This window comes from Pseudomonadales bacterium (assembly GCA_024234615.1).
GTDB lineage: Bacteria > Pseudomonadota > Gammaproteobacteria > Pseudomonadales > IMCC2047 > JAJFKB01.
In genome coordinates this window covers 907551-926278 of the sequence record JACKNY010000001.1, presented here as the reverse complement: position 1 = coordinate 926278, position 18728 = coordinate 907551, and the positions used below count along the sequence as shown (strand labels likewise).

At 47.3% G+C, this 18728-nt stretch carries 17 protein-coding genes; 5 read left to right on the top strand and 12 right to left on the bottom strand.

What is annotated here, in order from left to right; genetic code table 11:
• Nucleotides 1-4 precede the first annotated feature (4 nt).
• From bamA to rpsB, 9 genes are all read right to left on the bottom strand, one after another.
• Nucleotides 5-2338, bottom strand: coding sequence for an outer membrane protein assembly factor BamA (bamA, locus tag H6995_04360; protein ID MCP5214224.1), 2334 nt, complete (start codon nt 2336-2338; stop codon nt 5-7).
• 45 nt (nt 2339-2383) lie between these two features.
• Nucleotides 2384-3739, bottom strand: a complete 1356-nt coding sequence (gene rseP, locus H6995_04355; GenBank protein MCP5214223.1) for a sigma E protease regulator RseP — start codon at nt 3737-3739, stop codon at nt 2384-2386.
• Nucleotides 3740-4927 (bottom strand): 1-deoxy-D-xylulose-5-phosphate reductoisomerase, encoded by a 1188-nt coding sequence (locus tag H6995_04350; GenBank protein ID MCP5214222.1) that lies wholly within the window; start codon nt 4925-4927, stop codon nt 3740-3742. It abuts the gene before it with no gap.
• 6 nt (nt 4928-4933) lie between these two features.
• Nucleotides 4934-5749 carry a phosphatidate cytidylyltransferase gene (locus H6995_04345; protein MCP5214221.1) on the bottom strand — a complete coding sequence of 272 codons (816 nt, stop codon included), beginning with the start codon at nt 5747-5749 and terminating at the stop codon, nt 4934-4936.
• Nucleotides 5743-6510, bottom strand: coding sequence for a di-trans,poly-cis-decaprenylcistransferase (uppS, locus tag H6995_04340; protein ID MCP5214220.1), 768 nt, complete (start codon nt 6508-6510; stop codon nt 5743-5745). Before uppS ends, H6995_04345 begins: the two co-directional genes overlap by 7 nt.
• 91 nt (nt 6511-6601) lie before the next feature.
• Entirely contained in the window at nt 6602-7159 is a 558-nt protein-coding gene (gene frr, locus H6995_04335) for a ribosome recycling factor (GenBank protein MCP5214219.1), read from the bottom strand.
• Between the two features lie 22 nt (nt 7160-7181).
• A complete protein-coding gene (gene pyrH, locus H6995_04330) occupies nt 7182-7907 on the bottom strand; it encodes a UMP kinase (GenBank protein ID MCP5214218.1) in 726 nt (241 codons plus the stop codon).
• Nucleotides 7908-7982: 75 nt separating this feature from the next.
• Nucleotides 7983-8849 carry an elongation factor Ts gene (locus tag H6995_04325; protein MCP5214217.1) on the bottom strand — a complete coding sequence of 289 codons (867 nt, stop codon included), beginning with the start codon at nt 8847-8849 and terminating at the stop codon, nt 7983-7985.
• A 139-nt stretch (nt 8850-8988) separates the two neighbouring features.
• Nucleotides 8989-9762, bottom strand: a complete 774-nt coding sequence (rpsB, locus tag H6995_04320; GenBank protein MCP5214216.1) for a 30S ribosomal protein S2 — start codon at nt 9760-9762, stop codon at nt 8989-8991.
• A gap of 431 nt (nt 9763-10193) precedes the next feature.
• Here rpsB and map point away from each other — a divergent pair, with 431 nt between their 5' ends.
• The 4 genes from map to dapD are packed head-to-tail and all read left to right on the top strand — an operon-like array spanning nt 10194 to nt 15097.
• On the top strand, nt 10194-10970 hold the full coding sequence (gene map, locus H6995_04315) for a type I methionyl aminopeptidase (GenBank protein ID MCP5214215.1): 777 nt from the start codon (nt 10194-10196) through the stop codon (nt 10968-10970).
• A gap of 3 nt (nt 10971-10973) precedes the next feature.
• Complete coding sequence (locus tag H6995_04310; GenBank protein ID MCP5214214.1) at nt 10974-13685, top strand: [protein-PII] uridylyltransferase; 2712 nt, start codon at nt 10974-10976, stop codon at nt 13683-13685.
• 9 nt (nt 13686-13694) lie between these two features.
• Nucleotides 13695-14054 (top strand): ArsC family reductase, encoded by a 360-nt coding sequence (locus tag H6995_04305; GenBank protein ID MCP5214213.1) that lies wholly within the window; start codon nt 13695-13697, stop codon nt 14052-14054.
• A gap of 2 nt (nt 14055-14056) precedes the next feature.
• On the top strand, nt 14057-15097 hold the full coding sequence (gene dapD / locus H6995_04300; protein ID MCP5214212.1) for a 2,3,4,5-tetrahydropyridine-2,6-dicarboxylate N-succinyltransferase: 1041 nt from the start codon (nt 14057-14059) through the stop codon (nt 15095-15097).
• Between the two features lie 50 nt (nt 15098-15147).
• On the opposite strand, the gene H6995_04295 is transcribed toward dapD, so the two are convergent.
• Nucleotides 15148-15837 carry a lamin tail domain-containing protein gene (locus H6995_04295; GenBank protein ID MCP5214211.1) on the bottom strand — a complete coding sequence of 230 codons (690 nt, stop codon included), beginning with the start codon at nt 15835-15837 and terminating at the stop codon, nt 15148-15150.
• Between the two features lie 451 nt (nt 15838-16288).
• On the opposite strand from H6995_04295, the gene H6995_04290 reads away from it, so the two are divergent.
• Nucleotides 16289-16720: a nuclear transport factor 2 family protein gene (locus tag H6995_04290; GenBank protein ID MCP5214210.1), complete on the top strand. Its 432-nt coding sequence runs from the start codon at nt 16289-16291 to the stop codon at nt 16718-16720.
• Between the two features lie 62 nt (nt 16721-16782).
• On the opposite strand, the gene H6995_04285 is transcribed toward H6995_04290, so the two are convergent.
• Nucleotides 16783-17613: a hypothetical protein gene (locus H6995_04285; protein ID MCP5214209.1), complete on the bottom strand. Its 831-nt coding sequence runs from the start codon at nt 17611-17613 to the stop codon at nt 16783-16785.
• Entirely contained in the window at nt 17610-18650 is a 1041-nt protein-coding gene (locus H6995_04280; protein ID MCP5214208.1) for an LLM class F420-dependent oxidoreductase, read from the bottom strand. The genes H6995_04285 and H6995_04280 overlap by 4 nt, the downstream gene beginning before the upstream one ends.
• Between the last annotated feature and the right edge of the window lie 78 nt (nt 18651-18728).

The following is an 18728-nucleotide window of genomic DNA, read 5'->3' as shown; positions in this document are numbered from 1 at the left end:
ACAATTAAAAAGTCTTACCAAAAGAAAATTGGAAAAACTCTGTATCATCCAATGGCCCTTCATTAAAGGCCTGAGCAATGCTAAAGGTGAGCGGCCCAAAACCAGATAACCAGGTCGCGCCGAGCCCCACCGAATAGCGAATTTCACTTACATCAAAATCCAGACAACTCGTACTAACTGACGGACATTCAGTATTAAAAACGTTACCCGCATCTACAAATATCGAAGACTGCACGGACCGCTGATCCTTTAAGAAAGGCAGCGGAAAGATAATATCCAAGCCACCGGTGACCAATAGATTACCACCAAAGGGGTCCTGATCTCGATCAGGGTTGATTGGGTTTGGCGTACTGCGTGGCCCAAGCTCATTATTTTTAAAGCCACGAATTGAATCAAAGCCGCCGGCAAAAAAGTGTTTATAAAAGGGTAGCGTATTGGTGTCGCCGTATGAGTCCCCATAACCTAAATCAGAGCGTAGCCGCAACGTGAGGGAGCGAGTTAATGGGAAAAATATCTGTCCTTTATAGGTAAGCTTATAATAGGTTAGATCACTACCGGGAACCGCCAACTCCAATGATAATCCCTGAGAACTACCGCGCGTTGCAAAAACACCTCGATTTAAACGCGACTGGCGCCAGGACGCGGTGAACAGAAACTCATTATAATTCTCGCCTTCCTCCGATAAAAACTCCGAGATTTCCAGTGCCGGAAATACCCCCTCGGTTATATCGGTGGCTTCATAACCAAAGTTGAACGAAATAGATTGAGTTTCGGAAATTGGGTAGCCAAAGGAAACACCACCGCCATAGGAGTCTGTAGTAAAGCTGGCGATGTTATCTTCGTCATAATCCAGCTCCCGATAGAACATATTGAAGCCACGGGTTACACCATCAACCGTGTAATAGGGGTCTAAATAGGAAAAGTTATACGCGGTCTGAAAGCGTGATCGATTTAAGCCAATGGAGACTCGCTTGCCCGTACCCAAAAAGTTATTCTGGCTCACACCAGCACCTAAAATCAAGCCACGGCCCTGGGCGAAGCCTAAACTTGCAGTGACACTGCCTGAAGGTTGTTCTTCAACCGAATAATCGACATCAATTTGATCTTCAGTCCCTGCCACCTTGGGCGTTTCAACATTGACCTCTTTGAAAAACCCTAATCGCTCAAGACGCAATTTTGATAGCTCAATCTGCCGATTCGAGGCCCAACCAGACTCCATTTGCCGCATTTCTCGCCGCAGTACTTCGTCAACAGTTTTAGTATTCCCTCTAAAATTAACACGTCGCACATAAGCCCGTTTACCGGGATCAATAAAGATGCTGACATCCACAATTCCATCTTCTTTCGGCTGCGGAATCCCATTGACGTTAGCAAAGGTGTAGCCTTCATTACCCAGACGATTGGTCAGCGCTTCCGTCGTTGCCGTTAGCAGTTCGTTAGAAAAAATATTGCCGCTTTTTACGAGCACATACTTATTCAGTTCTTCTTCATCGAGCACTAAGTCTCCCGCAAAATCAACTTCGCCGATGGTAAATTTCTCACCCTCGACAATATTGACGGTAATATAGACATTCGATTTGTCCGGCGTAATGGATACCTGTGTCGATTCAATATTAAAATTGATGTAGCCATTGTCGAGATATTTGGACTTTAATCGCTCCAGGTCACCGGATAATTTCTCCTTCGAGTATTTATCGTCATTTTTATAAAAGCTCAGCCAATGGGTGGTACGCAGCTCAAATAAATCAAGCAATTCATCATTATCATAGACACTGTTGCCAACAATATTAATTTGTTTAATTGATGAGGGCGCGCCTTCCGTAATATTGATGGACAACGCCACCCGGTTACGCGGCTGGTTTTCAACATCAGTTTCAATTTCAACACCGTAGCGGCCCTGTGAAATATATTGACGCGTCAGCTCCTGTTCCAAACCTTCCAGGGTTGCGCGCTGAAATATTTCACCCTCATCCAAACCGGCTTGACGCAAACCATCCTTCAGATCTTCGGTCTTAATCGCTTTGTTACCGTCAATTTCTATACTACTGATCGAAGGACGCTCGACCACAGTCACTACCAAGACATCGCCATCACGACCGATTTGAATATCGTTAAAAAAGCCTGTCTTAAAGAGGCTACGTGTTGCTTCCACCAGGGCATCTTCATCCACCACATCCCCTAAGCTGATCGGAAATGCGCGGAATAGGGTTCCTGCCGATACGCGCTGCAGACCTTCTATACGAATGTCCGCCACCTTAAATTGCTCGGCGAATGCTTGCTGACCTAAAAGCGTCAGCGCCAAGAGTAAACACAGGGGTATTGTTCGAAGTCTATTCATATTTTTCTTGTATGTTGATTATTATTACTTAATCTTTCGCCGACGCTAAAGCCGCGCCAAATCGTTGTATAACGCCAACAGCATCAGCGCCATAATAATGCTCATGCCAATGCGCAGGCCCATCATCTGTACTTTTTCCGATACCGGTCGGCCGCGCACAAGTTCCACGAGATAATACATCAAATGTCCGCCATCAAGTACCGGAATAGGCAGAATATTAATCAGCCCCAAGCTAATACTTAGATACGCCAAAAAGTTTAAAAAGGGCTCAATTCCTTTATCCACAGAAGCGCCCGCCACTTTAGCAATGGTTATCGGTCCACTCAAGTTTTTAATTGAAATCATGCCAACCAGCATCTTTTTTAGCGATGCTAGGGTTAACGCGGACATCTCCCAAGTTCTGCCAAGAGCGGGTGCCCAGGCAGAAAATACGGAATACTTAATGTCTCGCCGCATCTCGGCTGGCCACTCGAAGGCTTTGGCGCCAACGCCCAAATACCCGACCACTTCACCAGTTTCTAGCTGTTTAGCGTCTGGGGTTACGGTAATTAACAAGGACTGGTTATCCCGCTCAACTCCCAGGAGCACGGGCTGCTGTGGATGCGCCTTGATCTTGGCAACAAAGGTTTGCCATTCATCAATGGCATCGCCATCCAAAGTAGTAATTTTATCCTGTGCCTTTAAGCCTGCGCGCTCGCCTGCGCTTTGCTCTAAAACTTGCCCTACTATAGGCGGTATTGGCGGCACATAGGGCTTAACGCCCATATCCTCGAGTGGATCGGGTTGCTCTACGCCTCTTAACCAATTATCGAGCAGCAGTGTCGAGCGTTGCTCTATCTCACCATTGAGTGCTCGGGTTGTTAACAGCAATTCGCCGCTATCGCCAATATAGCCTAACAATTGAATATTGATGGCTTGCCAGGTAGTTGTCCTGACATCACCCACAGCGGTAATTTCCTGCCCTTTCTGTAACCCCGCACGCGCCGCCATCGAATCGGGCTTAACGTCGCCAATAACAGGTACTACCGTATTAACCCCCACAACAAAGAGCAACCAATACGCGACTATTGCAAAGAGAAAGTTCGCTAGCGGTCCGGCGACTACGACAGCGATGCGTTTCCCAACCGATTGGCGATTAAAGGCATACTTCGCATCCTCCGGTGCGACATCCCCTTCACGCTCGTCGAGCATTTTGACGTAGCCTCCTAACGGAATCGCCGCAAGCACGAACTCTGTGCCGTGACGATCACGCCAGCTATAGAGGGCGCGACCAAAGCCGACGGAAAACCGGAGCACTTTAACGCCACAGCGACGCGCCACCCAAAAATGGCCGTACTCATGAATAGTGACCAAAATACCCAGCGTTACCAGGGTGGCCAATACTATTTGAATAATATTCATTTAATGTTGCTCTATCTGCCGTAACGCCAACTCGCGCGCCAACTGATCCTGCTCTAATATATGCGCAATACTATCAGCTTGCCGCCCCTGGTACTGCTGCAACACTTCATTAACTACCTGAGCAATAGCCGGAAAAGGGATACGTCGGTTTAAAAATGCGGCTACTGCAATTTCATTCGCGGCATTGAGCGCGGTGGTAACTGTGCCACCCTCAGCGATCGCCTGTTCGGCCAGCTTCACACATGGAAACCGCACCCGATCGAGCGCCTCGAAATCCAATTGCGCTATCTGCACCAGATCCAGCGAACTGACGCCCGACTCAATACGATCCGGCCAACCTAACCCATAAGCAATCGGGGTTCGCATGTCGGGGTTACCCATTTGCGCCAACACAGAGCCATCATGATATTCAACCATTGAATGAATTACGCTTTGTCGGTGAATGAGAATCTCAATTTGTTTATAGGATGCGTTGAATAACCAACATGCTTCGATCAGTTCAAGCCCCTTATTCATCATAGTGGCGGAATCTACTGAAATTTTCTGACCCATCGACCAATTCGGGTGAGCACATGCCTGTTCCGGGGTAACATCCACGAGTGCTGTTAATGGCAAATCTCTGAACGGACCACCTGAGCCGGTAAGCACTATGCGTCTAACACCTGGCGCACTGAGACCCGACTGGTAGGTTGCTGGCAGACATTGGAAAATCGCGTTATGCTCACTGTCGATAGGCAGCAGTTCTGCTCCCGAGTCACTGGCAGCCTGCATAAATAGCTCACCAGACATAACCAATGCTTCTTTATTAGCAAGTAAAACCCGTTTACCTGCTTTGACCGCCGCCAAGGTGGGTAGCAAACCAGCACCACCTACTATTGCGGCCATCACGTAATCTACTTGTGCATCTGCCGCCACCTGCTGCAACGCTCCATCACCCACCAACAACTCTGTATCAGAGTCCGTATTGGACAAACGCTGTTCGAGAAGTTCAGCTGATTCCGCATCCCGTAACACTGCATATCTAGGACGAAAAGCAATAATTTGTTCGGCCAGCTTTTCTACGCTGATATTTGCCGTCAGCGCGAAGACCTGATATCGATCAGGATGGCGCGCGATAACATCGAGCGTACTAAGGCCAATAGACCCCGTAGACCCCAGAATCGTTATCTGTTTTAGGATGCGTTGCATTCGCTATCAGCCTATCTGTATCATGAGTAGTGTGTAGAAAGGAAGTCCCGCAACAAGGCTATCAATACGATCCATTATGCCACCATGCCCCGGCAATAACGCACCGCTATCCTTAACCCCCTGCTGACGCTTCACCATACTCTCGGTTAGATCCCCCACGATAGAAACAGTTGCTGTTATAAATGCCAGTAACGCAAACCATAACCAGTCCGTTAACCGTTCGCTCTGCATCACACCAAATACCGTCGCAAAAAGCCAGCACGCCATGAGCGCCGACAGCAAGCCGCCATAAGCACCGGCCCAAGTTTTACCCGGACTTACCCGAAACGCTAGCTTTTTCCCGCCCCAGGCGCGACCACTAAAATAAGCACCAATATCCGCGCCCCAAATAATGAGCATTAATAGCAAAATCAATAGACCATCCATACGCATCTGCTTCAATAGAGTCAGACTCGTCCAGGCGGGTAATAAAATTGCAATACCTAACAACGCCCTTCGCAAAGAGCTAGCCCAATAAACCGCACTATCCGGGTATCCAACTACCCAATAACCGATTAACAGCCAAATAGGTACCGCCACATAGAGCACCCAAAGCTGCATCTGATGATTAAATTCCGCTATCAAAAAACAGCCTACCGTCACCAGAACAAGGTAGACTATTTTCTTATAATTCGAGAAGCCAGATAATCCTGCCCACTCCCAAGCGCCCAGCAGTATTACTACCAACGCAGCAACGCTAAACATTTTAGGTGACAGGTAAATAATTCCGGCAATGACAAGCGGAGCGAGAATCAGCGCAGTGATAATTCTTTGCTTTAACACGTAGCAGTATCCGTGTCGCTGGTGCGACCGAAACGACGATCCCTGCTGCGGTAGTCCTGTAGTGCTTTTAAAAACTCGTCCTTATCAAAATCTGGCCAGAGTATGTCGGTAAAATACAGCTCGGTATAGGCCATCTGCCACAGCAGAAAATTACTGATACGCTGTTCACCTCCGGTACGAATACACAGGTCAGGTGCTGGCAAATCACCAATGGCGATTTTTGACTGGATCATCTCGGCATTAATCTCCGATAACTGCAGCTCTCCAGAGACAACCATCGATGCTATTTTCTGGGTCGCCTGCGTAATGTCCCACTGACCGCCATAATCTGCGGCGATCACGACGGTAAATTGGCTATTATTTGCAGTTAACTTTTCAGCTTCCGCCATATGTTTCTGAATCGTCTCGCTAAAACGATCGCGATTACCTATCACGCGCAGCCGGATATTATTTTTATTGAGCCGCTTTACTTCCCGCTTAAGCGCGTTCAGCAGCAAAGACATTAGGGTACTGACTTCAGCTTGCGGTCGTCGCCAGTTCTCGCTACTAAAAGCAAAGAGTGTAAGTACTTCTACCCCTTGCTCGGCACAGGCTTCCAGAACCCTGCGTACCGACTCAACACCAGCTTTATGGCCAGCGCCTCTCGGCAAGCCTCTTTTTTTTGCCCACCGATTATTGCCGTCCATAATGATAGCAACATGGCGCGGGGGCCTTACGCTAGGGGGTGCTTCTGCGGTCTGGGTAGAGGTTGTACTACGCATCGTATCCCTTTGGCTCTAACAAACACGAAACCCAGGCATAACCTGGGTTTGAAGAATTAATTTTGTTTTGTTAATTGCTTCTGATTCCCGACTAGATCTCTAGCAAATCAGATTCCTTTTGTTTCAGAAAATGATCAATTTCTGCGACATACTTGTCGGTAAGTTTTTGTACATCATCCTGTGCCCGACGTTCCTCATCTTCCGTAATGTCACTTTCCTTCAATAGTTCTTTTAGATCGCTGTTCGCATCACGGCGCGCATTTCTCACCGATACACGCGCATTCTCAGCTTCCAAACGCGCATGACGAACAAAATCTTTACGCGTTTCTTCTGTCAGGGCTGGCATGGGAACACGAATAATACCGCCGGAAGACATAGGGTTAAGCCCCAAGTCCGACTTCATGATGGCCTTTTCAATTTCCGGCACCATTTGCTTTTCCCAAGGCACAATGGCTAGTGTCCGTCCATCCTCTACTGTCACATTGGCGACTTGACCGATCGGCGTCGCAGTACCGTAATAGGATACCTGCACGCCATCTAATATACTGGGGTGCGCACGTCCTGTGCGAATTTTATTGAATGCACCGGTTAAGGCTTCTATTGCCTTGTGCATGCGTTGTTCCGCTTCCTTTTTTATTTCATTAATCATCGCTTATCTCTTTTCCATCCGGCTACTCTATCAGCGTACCTTCATCACCACCAACCACCACCGTCGCCAGCGCACCTGATTTTTTCATATTAAAGACACGTAATGGCATATTATGATCTCGCGCCAAACAAATCGCAGTCAAATCCATCACGCCAAGCTGTTTTTCAATAACCTCATCATAAGTCAGGCGGTCATACTTCTTGGCATCGGGGTTGGTCATTGGGTCATCCGTATACACGCCATCAACCTTAGTGGCTTTGAGCACCGCATCCGCATTGATTTCTATGCCACGCAAGCAGGCCGCCGAATCAGTAGTAAAAAATGGGTTACCAGTGCCAGCAGAGAATATTACCACATCTCCAGAGCTAAGGTAGCGCATTGCATTACGCCGATCATAATGTTCAACTACGCCACTCATGGGAATGGCTGACATAACGCGGGTAGCAATATTGGATCGTTCTAAAGCATCGCGCATTGCTAGCGCATTCATTACGGTTGCCAACATGCCCATGTGGTCGCCGGTCACACGATCCATGCCCGCCGCATTCAATGCCGCCCCGCGAAAAAGGTTACCACCACCGAGCACCAGCCCAACCTGCACACCGATACCCACCAGCTGCCCAATTTCCAACGCCATCCGATCAAGCACTTTTGGGTCAATGCCAAAGGCTTCGTCCCCGGTTAGCGCTTCACCACTGAGCTTAAGCAATACTCGTTGGTACTTAGCTTGGCGCTCTTGATTTGGCATAGCGTAAAAATCTCCTTTTTAAAAAATTTTTAATTCTCGGATAGAATTCGGGCAGCTCTAGCTGCCCGAAATATTTTACATACCTGCCTGAGCGGCCACCTCAGCGGCAAAATCAATCGTTTCCTTTTCTATGCCTTCACCCACTTCAAAACGAACCATGGCGAGCACATCGGCGTCGGCCTTTTTCAAAAGCGCACCGACTGTCACGTCAGGGTCTTTAACGAAAGGCTGCTCTACCAAGCTGACTTCAGAAAGGAATTTACGCATTCTACCGTCAATCATCTTTTCAATAATTTCGGCAGGCTTACCACTATCCTGAGCTTGTGCTGTATAGATTTCCCGCTCCTTGGCGATCACTTCCTGTGATACCTGATCAGCTTTCACGACCAGCGGATTAACTGCCGCCACATGCATCGCCACATCTTTGCCTAAAGTCTCATCACCCGCGCGCAAGACAACCAGCACACCAATTCGGTTATTGCCATGCACATAGGCAGCTACCACACCGCTATCCGCAGTAAATGCCTGAATTCGACGTACACTGACATTTTCACCAATTTTTTGCACCAACGCTTCTCTCGCGTTTTCCAGTTCACCAGCCATTAAAGCTGCAACATCGGTTTGCTTATCAGTAAAGGCCTTTTCCAGCACCGTGTTGACAAAGCCCTTGAAGTTATCGTCTCGCGCGACAAAATCTGTTTCGCTATTCACTTCAACCAGTATGCCAAAGCTACCATCATCGGCGACTTTTGCTGCGACAACACCCTCTGCGGCGACACGAGACGCTTTTTTCGCTGCTTTCATGCCGCTCGATTTACGCAGATGCTCAATTGCTTGTTCGATATCACCATCATTTTCAGACAGTGCTTTTTTACAATCCATCATGCCGAGACCAGTACGGTCACGTAATTCTTTCACCATTTTGGCTGTTATTTCTGCCATTTGACTCACCTCTTAGTCTTTCCAGAGACCTTCTTTTTTCACCTCGCGTCAAGCGAGTGTCCGGCCTACCTATACTTATTTAAAAAAAGGGAGCATCACCGCCCCCTTTTTTGAACCTCAACTTACTGCCCACTTAGCGTTAGTTAGCAGTAACTTCAACCTCTTCACCATCTGAGCCAGCTTCATTCGCATCTACCGGCACTTCAATAAACTCGTCAGTACCACTCATGTCAGCCGTAAGGCCATCTAGAATAGTGCCAGCAACTGCCTTAATGTAAATTTGAATAGACCGAATTGCATCGTCATTACCTGGTATCACGTAATCCACGCCATCAGGGTCACTATTCGTATCGACCACGCCAATGACCGGAATTCCCAGTTTGTTGGCTTCGTTAACGGCGATCCGTTCATGATCAACATCTATCACAAATAGCGCATCCGGTAAGCCACCCATATCCTTGATACCACCAATGCTGCGCTCAAGTTTTTCCATTTCGCGCATCCGCACAAGCTGCTCTTTCTTGGTGATCTGTTCGAAAGTACCATCTTTCTTTTGTGCTTCTAATTCTCGATAGCGCTTGATCGATTGGCGAATTGTTTTGTAGTTGGTGAGCATGCCGCCCAACCAACGATGATGCACATAGGGCATACCTGCGCGCTCAGCTTCTTCTTTAATAATTTTACTCGCCGCACGCTTAGTGCCCACAAAAAGTATTTTATTTTTGTTAGATGCGAGCTTTTGCACTACATCAAGCGCTTCATTCAGCGCCGGAACAGTGTGCTCCAGATTAATAATATGAATATTATTGCGGGCACCAAAGATGTAGGGAGCCATCTTTGGATTCCAGTAGCGCGTTTGGTGACCAAAATGCGCACCTGCCTTAAGCAGGTCTCTCATTGAAACTCTAGACATAATTACCTTCTTAGTTTGGGTTAAGCCTCCATATATCCCATACTTCCAACCACTCGCCCAAAGTCGGTGGCACCCGGAATTATGTGTCGATATATGTGTGTTTTAATAGAGCGGAAAACCGCTCTGGGTTAGTGCGCAAAAAGCCTAAAGAATAAAAATGCTTTAGCCATTCTTGGGCGGGCAGTGTTATACCACAAATACCCCGCAAGGAAAAGACATCAGACAACAAATCTCTCACCGCCCAAGCGTTTACCGCCATGCGAACCGGCCCTCCATTGAAGCGGAGAAGGCGCTACGTTATGGGTTATTCAATCCAGACAACACGATGAGTGCTTCAGCGCTCAAAAAAACGGTTAAAATGACTTCCAATTTATGGTACAAAGGTTGGTTTTTCCTGTACGACAGTCTATTTACCGGGCCCGTAAGAAGCTATGTCCATCTCAATCAAGACACCCGAAGAAATCGAAAAAATGCGCAACGCTGGCCGCTTGGCTGCAGAGGTGCTGGAAATGATCGCAACTCATGTTCAGCCTGGCATTTCCACTGGCGAATTAGACAAAATTTGCCATGACTACATAGTCAATGAACAGCAGGCCATTCCAGCACCATTAAATTATCGAGGCTTTCCCAAGTCAATTTGTACTTCGGTTAATCAGGTCGTTTGTCACGGCATTCCGAGTAATACCAAAATTCTTAAGCAGGGCGATATCGTTAACATCGACATTACTGTCATCAAAGACGGTTATCACGGCGATACCAGCAAAATGTTCTTTGTGGGTAAAAGACCGCCTCATGCCGAACGCTTGGTAAAAGTTACCCAGGAATGCCTGTATCTTGGTATCAAATTGGTCAAACCGGGCATTCGCTTGGGAGATATCGGCCACGCCATTCAGACTTATGCCGAAAGTAATCATTTTTCTGTGGTTCGCGAATATTGCGGCCATGGTATTGGCAGGGTGTTCCACGAAGATCCTCAGGTCCTCCACTACGGCAAACCCAACACTGGCATTGAATTAAAAGCTGGCATGACCTTCACTATCGAGCCCATGATTAATGCGGGCAAACGCCATGTCAAACTATCAACGCGTGACGGCTGGACCGTTGAAACAGTGGACAAACGTCTTTCAGCGCAATGGGAACATACTATTTTAGTCACACATTCCGGTTACGAAGTATTAACGAAACGTAGCGAAGAACTCAACCTATAATCGATGTCCGAACCCACAAGCCTTAGCAGCATTCAGGCGGAAATTTTCAATAACGAAAAATTTACCCGGCAACTCGCCGAGTCAGTTTCGCCTATCGCTACGTTTAAAGAGGTGCTTAAAAATTCCCAGTCTATATTGGATCAACATTTTCGAAACGATACTCCTACACGACTGCTCGTTTTCGCACGCGCCTGGTTAGTTGATCAACTGTTAACTCATGCCTGGCGTCAATTTTCATTTCGTCAGAATGATATTGGATTGATTGCGGTTGGTGGTTATGGCCGCGGCGAATTACACCCCCATTCCGATATCGATATCCTGATTCTCTACCGCGGCTTCCGTTTTAAGTCTCAGCATAAACATATTGAAAAGTTCGTAACGCTGTTATGGGATATTGGCTTAAAGGTCGGCCATAGCGTCCGTTCCACGCGGCAATGTATTGACCAAGCGCGCAACGATATCACCATTGTCACCAGTTTAATGGAATCACGCCTGCTAGTGGGTTCACAGGAGTTGTTCGCACACATGCAAAAGCGGGTCGGCCCTAAAAAAATCTGGTCAGCCAAAGCTTTCTATGCCGCAAAACGAGATGAACAAATCTTCCGACACCGCAAATTTGACGATACAGAACATAATTTAGAGCCGAATGTAAAAGAGTCCCCCGGCGGCTTGCGCGATCTACAAATGATTGGCTGGGTCGCGAAAAGACATTTTGGCGGTGACAACCTGCGCGATTTAGTCACCAATCATTTTTTAACTGAAGCAGAATTTGGCTTGTTGAGTGAAGGGCAGAATTATCTTTGGAAAATCCGTTATGGCCTGCATATGCTAGCGGGCCGAGCCGAAGATCGGCTACTTTTCGACTATCAGGAGCGGTTGGCAAAATTATTCGGCTTCAAAGACACCGAAGAGTCCCTTGCAATCGAGCAGCTCATGCAGAAATACTATCGCGTCGCACTGCGTATTCTGGAGCTGAACGATATGTTGCTACAACATTTTGACGAAGCCATTTTACGAGCGGACGAAAGTTTTATCAGCCGCCCCTTGAACACCCGATTTAAAATCACTAACGACTATATCGAAGTGGTGGATAATCAGGTCTTTCAGCGCACCCCCTTTGCGCTAATGGAAATATTTCTTTTAATGGCGCAGAACAGAGAAATACAGGGGGTTCGCGCATCCACTATTCGGCTGATTCGGGAACATCGTCACCTTATCGACCATGAGTTCCGCCAGGACATTCGTAATATCTCTATTTTCATGGAGCTACTGCGCTCGCCGGATGGTATCGTCACGCAGCTGCAACGCATGCGTCGTTACGCCGTTTTGGGTAGATACCTGCCGGAATTCGGTAGAATTATCGGCAAAATGCAATATGACCTGTTCCATATATACACGGTTGATGCCCACACGCTATTGTTATTGCAGTATCTGCGTCGCATTTACCTTGGCTCAGAGGCTGAAAGATTTCCACTTTCGGCTAATGTCATTCGACAGATTCCTAAGTTGGAACTGCTCTATATCGCCGGGCTTTACCACGATATCGCAAAAGGCCGGGGCGGTGATCACTCTTCCCTGGGTGCAGAAGATGCTCGAGCTTTTTGCGAACGTCATCGTCTTAGCGCATGGGATACTGAGCTAGTTAGCTGGCTCGTGGAAAATCATCTCATTATGTCAATTACCGCACAGCGCATGGATATATCCGACCCCAGCGTAGTACAGCAGTTTGCAGAGCGTATGCAGGACCAACTGCACTTGGATTATCTCTTTGTCTTAACCGTTGCAGATATTAATGCCACCAATACCAAGCTGTGGAATAGCTGGCGTGCATCACTTTTACACGATCTTTACCTGGAAACCAGGCGCGCATTAAGCCGTGGACTTGAAAACCCGATAGATCGTGAAATAGAAATCTCCACCAAGCAAGACAAAGCGTTGGCTCTGCTGCCTTTCAATCCCACAATAGTCACGGCACTTTGGCAGCAGCTTGGGGACGATTACTTTATTCAACACTCCGATGAGGATATCGCTTGGCACACGCAAGCCATTCTAGAGCATACTGAACCAGGCAAACCTCTGGTGATGATTAAAGACGTCTCGACGCAGCACCATGCTAGCGGCACTCAGATATTTATATACTCACAAACAGGGTATCACTTGTTCGCAACCACGGCGGCCATTTTAGAGCAACTTGAGCTTAATATTGTGGATGCCCGCATTAGCACATCACCCAATAACTTTAACCTCAACTCCTATATCGTTCTGACCGAAAATGGTCAACCTCTCGGAGAGAACCCCTCTTTAAGAGAACTCATCAAACAGACGCTGACGCAGGCGCTATTAACCCCACAGGAATACCCCACCATTATCAAGCGTCATACGCCCAGAAGATTGCAACATTTTACCATGCCGACGCAGGTCAATATTTTCAGCGATAACCACCAGCCCTATACCGTTGTCGAAGTGGTAACACCAGATAGACCCGGATTGCTAGCACGTATTGGTAGAATCTTTCTTGAAAATAGCGTGGTTTTGCAAAAAGCTAAAATTGCCACACTCGGCGAGCGCGTCGAAGACGTTTTTTTCATCACAACCAAAAATAACGAACCCATCGCCGATAACGAGCTTTGCGAAAAACTCAAGATGGCTATTTGTTCACAGCTTGATCAATGGGCTCAATTACCGCCTAATCATCAGGCAACCACGACATTATAAGGCAATCTCATGATCACGCTTTTTGGTATCAAAAACTGCGACACTATTAAAAAAGCCAGGAACTGGTTAACACAATCAGCAATTACATATCGTTTTCACGATTACCGAATAGATGGACTAGATGAGCTACAACTCAAACAGTGGAGCACCGAGCTGGGTTGGCAACAATTACTCAATACCAGAGGCACAACCTGGCGCAAACTAGCGGACGCTGAAAGGGCTGACTTGGATGAAGCAAGAGCAATCCAGCTTATGCTAACTTATCCAGCCTTAATCAAAAGACCATTACTCGATACAGGAACTGCGCGTTATTTAGGTTTTGACGCCAATACATACGAACAAATTTTTAATGAAATGAATAAGGTTTAATTATGAACAAGAATACCTACTTTAGTTTTGCAATGGGTGTCGGCACGCAATCAGGCAGCGGCGAGTGGCTGGAAGTTTATTATCCCGCGCCGCTAATTTCACCCAATTCCAAATTGATAGCGTGCGTAAAACAAACCTTAAATATTGCTACCGGCAACCAGGTAATAGCCCCTTCTGCATCACAGCTCAACCAGCTTGCCAATGCGCTGACCGAACTGGGTATGACTGAGCAGGCCGCGCTGGCGCAACAATTGAGCAAGTCCCAAAGACCAACAGCAATCATCCTCCTTGAAACTGACGAGGCGCCACAATCGACACCAGAAATATACCTGAAACTCCAATTACTTTCTCACCGTTTGCTGCAACCTCACCAAGTAGATTTGACTGGTATTTTTGGCAAACTGCCTAATGTGGCATGGACCAGCGCTGGCGCTATCGCCGTCGACGAGCTGGCACAAAAACAATTCGAGGCACGCTTGCGTGGAGAGCTGCTGGAAGTGATGGCCGTAGATAAATTTCCGAAAATGGCGAATTACGTGATTCCTTCAGGCGTCCGTATTGCGGACACCGATCGAGTAAGACTAGGCGCTTATCTAGGCGAAGGCACTACTGTCATGCATGAAGGCTTTATCAATTTTAATGCGGGCACCAAGGGAGCCAGCATGGTTGAGGGTCGCATTTCTGCTGGCGTCATGGTTGGCAACGGCACTGATCTCGGCGGCGGCTGCAGCACCATGGGCACCTTATCCGGTGGCAACTCTATCGTTATCTCTGTTGGCGAAGAATGCCTCATCGGTGCGAACGCCGGTATCGGTATTCCCTTGGGCGATCGCTGTACTGTCGAAGCAGGACTCTATGTCACGGCAGGCTCTAAAGTGGCGTTACTCGATGATAAAAACCAGTTGGTCAAAATTATCAAGGCTCGAGATTTGGCGGGTAAATCTGATTTACTGTTACGCCGTAATTCTGAAAATGGCCGAATTGAATGTAAAACCAACAAGTCGGCTATTGCCTTAAACCAAGAACTACACGCCCACAATTAGTCCTCACGAAAACCGGACGCCACAGTTTTGTGGCGTCCGGTTCGTTCTACTCAGGAAGGTAGCGTCGGCAGTGAGGACAGCTGCCGCGACCGCCCACCAGATAACGGCATTAGCAGCGCAAACAACCAAAGCATAATACTACTCGGTATCGGTACGGTCGGAACCGGGGCAGCTTCCTCTCCACTTGAAAATCGCTGCTCACTATTAATCGCTCCGAAGCTTTCCGGTAAGCTTGCTCCCCACTGAAAATCCTCGTACGCAGACCCTACACCGGATAACTGAAGTGATGAGCCAACTAAGGTATTAGCTGGTTCCTGTACCAAAATATCGATACTGCGCTGTCCTGCGGCCACCCCGGAATTAGCCTCAATCACACCTTCGTAACTTAAAAACTGTATTAACTGATTAGTGCTATCGACCAGGGCAACACCATCAGGCGAGCCGTTCTGTATACCGCTGTAGGCAAACGATAAAACACCAAAACCGCTCATCAAATCAGAGAAAATCCCTGCAAGCGAAATGGTTGAATAAGGTTGTCCATTGCCACCGTTGTACAAGACCAACTGCCAACCGCTTAAATCGGTATTGGCCGGTCCAGCAATTTCAACGCCCTCGTTCAGATCCGAACCGGCGTTATCATAGTGAATTTCGTTAATAAAGACGGGCGTTGCATTGACGGTTACGACTAGGGACAAACCGATGATGATATAGAGAAATGAAAAACGAAAAAGCTTTGGCATACTAACCTCCTTGTTAGTTAATATCATGATTTCTATCCGCTGAAATCAGTTGCCTACTATAGGTAATTTTTTGAGTAATGCAACCCCTGCTATGGTCGGAAAAGCACCGATTTATCACAGAAAAACCAACAAGCTGTGAAATCTGTTAGCCTTAGAAAGGGCCGGAATTATTGCTCGATACGTCCGTTATTTTTACAGCCTTAAAAAATCAAACGCCTAACCCATTGATTTTAAAGGCTGGCATAATGTTTGCTACCTAGTATATGGAATATTTCAAAATTATATCCACTCCAATAAAGAAAGCACTATAAAGTGCTCGTGTAGCCCGATTAAGCCCGCCTAGCGCGGGCTTCTTTATTGTATACTTTGGTAAAATTCTATTGATAACAACTCCAACCAAACCTTATACCGATGCCTTATGTCGATAAAGGGTCCTTCAGGAGAATTTTCCATGTCAGACAACCTAAATCGCCTTGAGATACTCACCGCAAACGACCGTTTTTACCTGGCATTATCGCAAGCAGATCCGACATTGATGTCTCAAGTGTGGAGACAACACAATGAGGTCTATTGTATTCATCCCGGCTGGGATAGATTAGAGGGGTGGGACGCGGTCTTCCAAAGCTGGCAAGCCATCTTTAACAATCAAGGCCCATGCTCAGTCATAGCGAGCGCGGTTAAAGTCAGTGTTTGCGGTGATATGGCATGGGTCAATTGTTTTGAAAATATAACTGCGTCAAATATCGATCTACAGATAATACGCACTATCTGCACAAATGTTTTCCAGCGTTTTGATAGGGCTTGGAAATTAGTAATACATCACTCATCAATAGCACCTCTCGCTACGCAAACATTTGGCTCGTCCGAATCAGCAGTCCACTAGCAGGCTGTTAGACCCCCATTAAACATCAGGGAGTATCTAATTGATTCCTTAATACCTTTGGCTCAGTCTGACCCGATGATGCCGACACTCCTCCGATAAAGATAATTTCTGCCATCAACGACACAGGCTATCAGCTGTTGATCTAGCAAACCACAATCACTGATGCGCAGGCCACTAGGTGTTGTTATTGTTTCGCTCACATTAATGCTTTTTTTGTCCTGCTTCAGATAGCGATACATGGTTTCAAATCGTTTATTAAAATCAACCCCTTTATCTCGTAAGTCATTGAAAAGATATTCAAAAGTACCGTAGGACATGGTCGCCCCTGCCAATCCAATATCCATCATTTTATTCACATAATGCCGGTAAGCTTTGAGTAAATAGGGCAAAAGCTTATCTCGATTCAGTGAATCGCCTGTATATTCAGGCAATTCCAATCGGCTCGATTCCTCTAATGAGCCCGGCTTGAGACGTTGATTAGATAAATTACCAAGCATTTGATAGCGCCGCGTTCCACATTCAATTAACGCATCCTGAAGCACGCAGTCGCTCATAGCGCTCGTTTTAGTTGCAGTGAGCGGAGTGGTTTTAATCGGGGATTTGATATTGGCTTCGTTTGATCTCTTTGGCATGATTACCGTTAATCCGGCGCTTTTTGCAGGGTGCTTTAACAACAACGCCTGAGTTATTTGACTATTCCTTTTAAACTCATCAAAGCGCGGCAACTTACTGCCTTTACCCTGCGCCTTCACCTCACAAAAAAGCTGCTCGTAGTAGCTCTGCGCTTGCGCAAAACAAAATCGATCTGCCAGACACAGACTGCTCAGAAACATGCCTGCAACCAGTCCTGCAATACGCATCATTAGCAACCCGGTATTACTTGTTGGGCTCATAATAATTCATCAGCCAGTAGCGACATGACCTCCGGTTGGTGAGTCCTAATCAGCATCGATCCAACATAATTTCTATGGCCTGCTTGTTTCCATACTTCCAGGCGCTCTTTGATGCGCTGTTTCGGCCCCAGCAGAGCCACCGCATCCATCAGCTCAGCTGGCACCGCAGCAGCCGCTGCCTGCTTTTTACCGGCCAAGTATAATTCCTGTATTCGATGTGCGGCCTCCTCATACCCGAGGGCTACCGTATAGTCATAATAAAAATTTTTACCCTTCGCACCCATGCCGCCTATATAGAGCGCTAAATGTTCTCGCAGCGGAGCGCGACATTGCTCCAGGTCATCCCCCATAGATACCGATACAAAGGGAGCAACGTCAAAATTTGATAAGTTTTTGCCGCCACCCGCTTTAGCGAAACCCGCATCAAGATGAGGAGCCAACAGATCAAAACGCTTTGGATCCATCCAAACAGGAAACACACCATCGGCCACTTCTGCGGCTAAGCGCAGCCCTGCGGGAGTAATTGAAGCCATATAAATGGGGATATCAGGCGCCGCTGACAGTATGCTTTTGAGAGGCCGTCCAAGACCAAGACTTCCTTCGCCTTGGTACGGCAACTGATAGTGCTCTCCGTTAAAACAGACTGTTTGTTCACGCGCCATAATTTGACGCACGATAGCAATGTATTCTCTGCTACGACTTAAGGGCTTAGCGTAGGGTTGTCCATGCCAACCTTCTACCACCTGTGGCCCGGAAGCGCCCAACCCTAAAATAAAACGACCACCAGAAAGTTGCGCCAGCGACATGGCTGTCATGGCACACATTGCAGGGGTACGGGCAGGTATTTGCATGATAGCGGTGCCCACTCGAAGGCGTTGAGTGCGTGCCAAAATCCAGCTGGCGACAGTGACGGCGTCTGAGCCGTAGGCTTCCGCTGTCCAAATCGAGTCAAACCCTAACTGTTCTGCCTGTTCTATCAGAGCAAAAGGCAAAACAATACTTTTACCGGAATAACCTAGTATGAGGCCAAGTCGCATGTTTGCTCCTTATTCAATCAGTCAAGAGCTTTGCATTGCATAGCGAGCGGCGCCAGGATAAGGCGGCCACCATGCGCA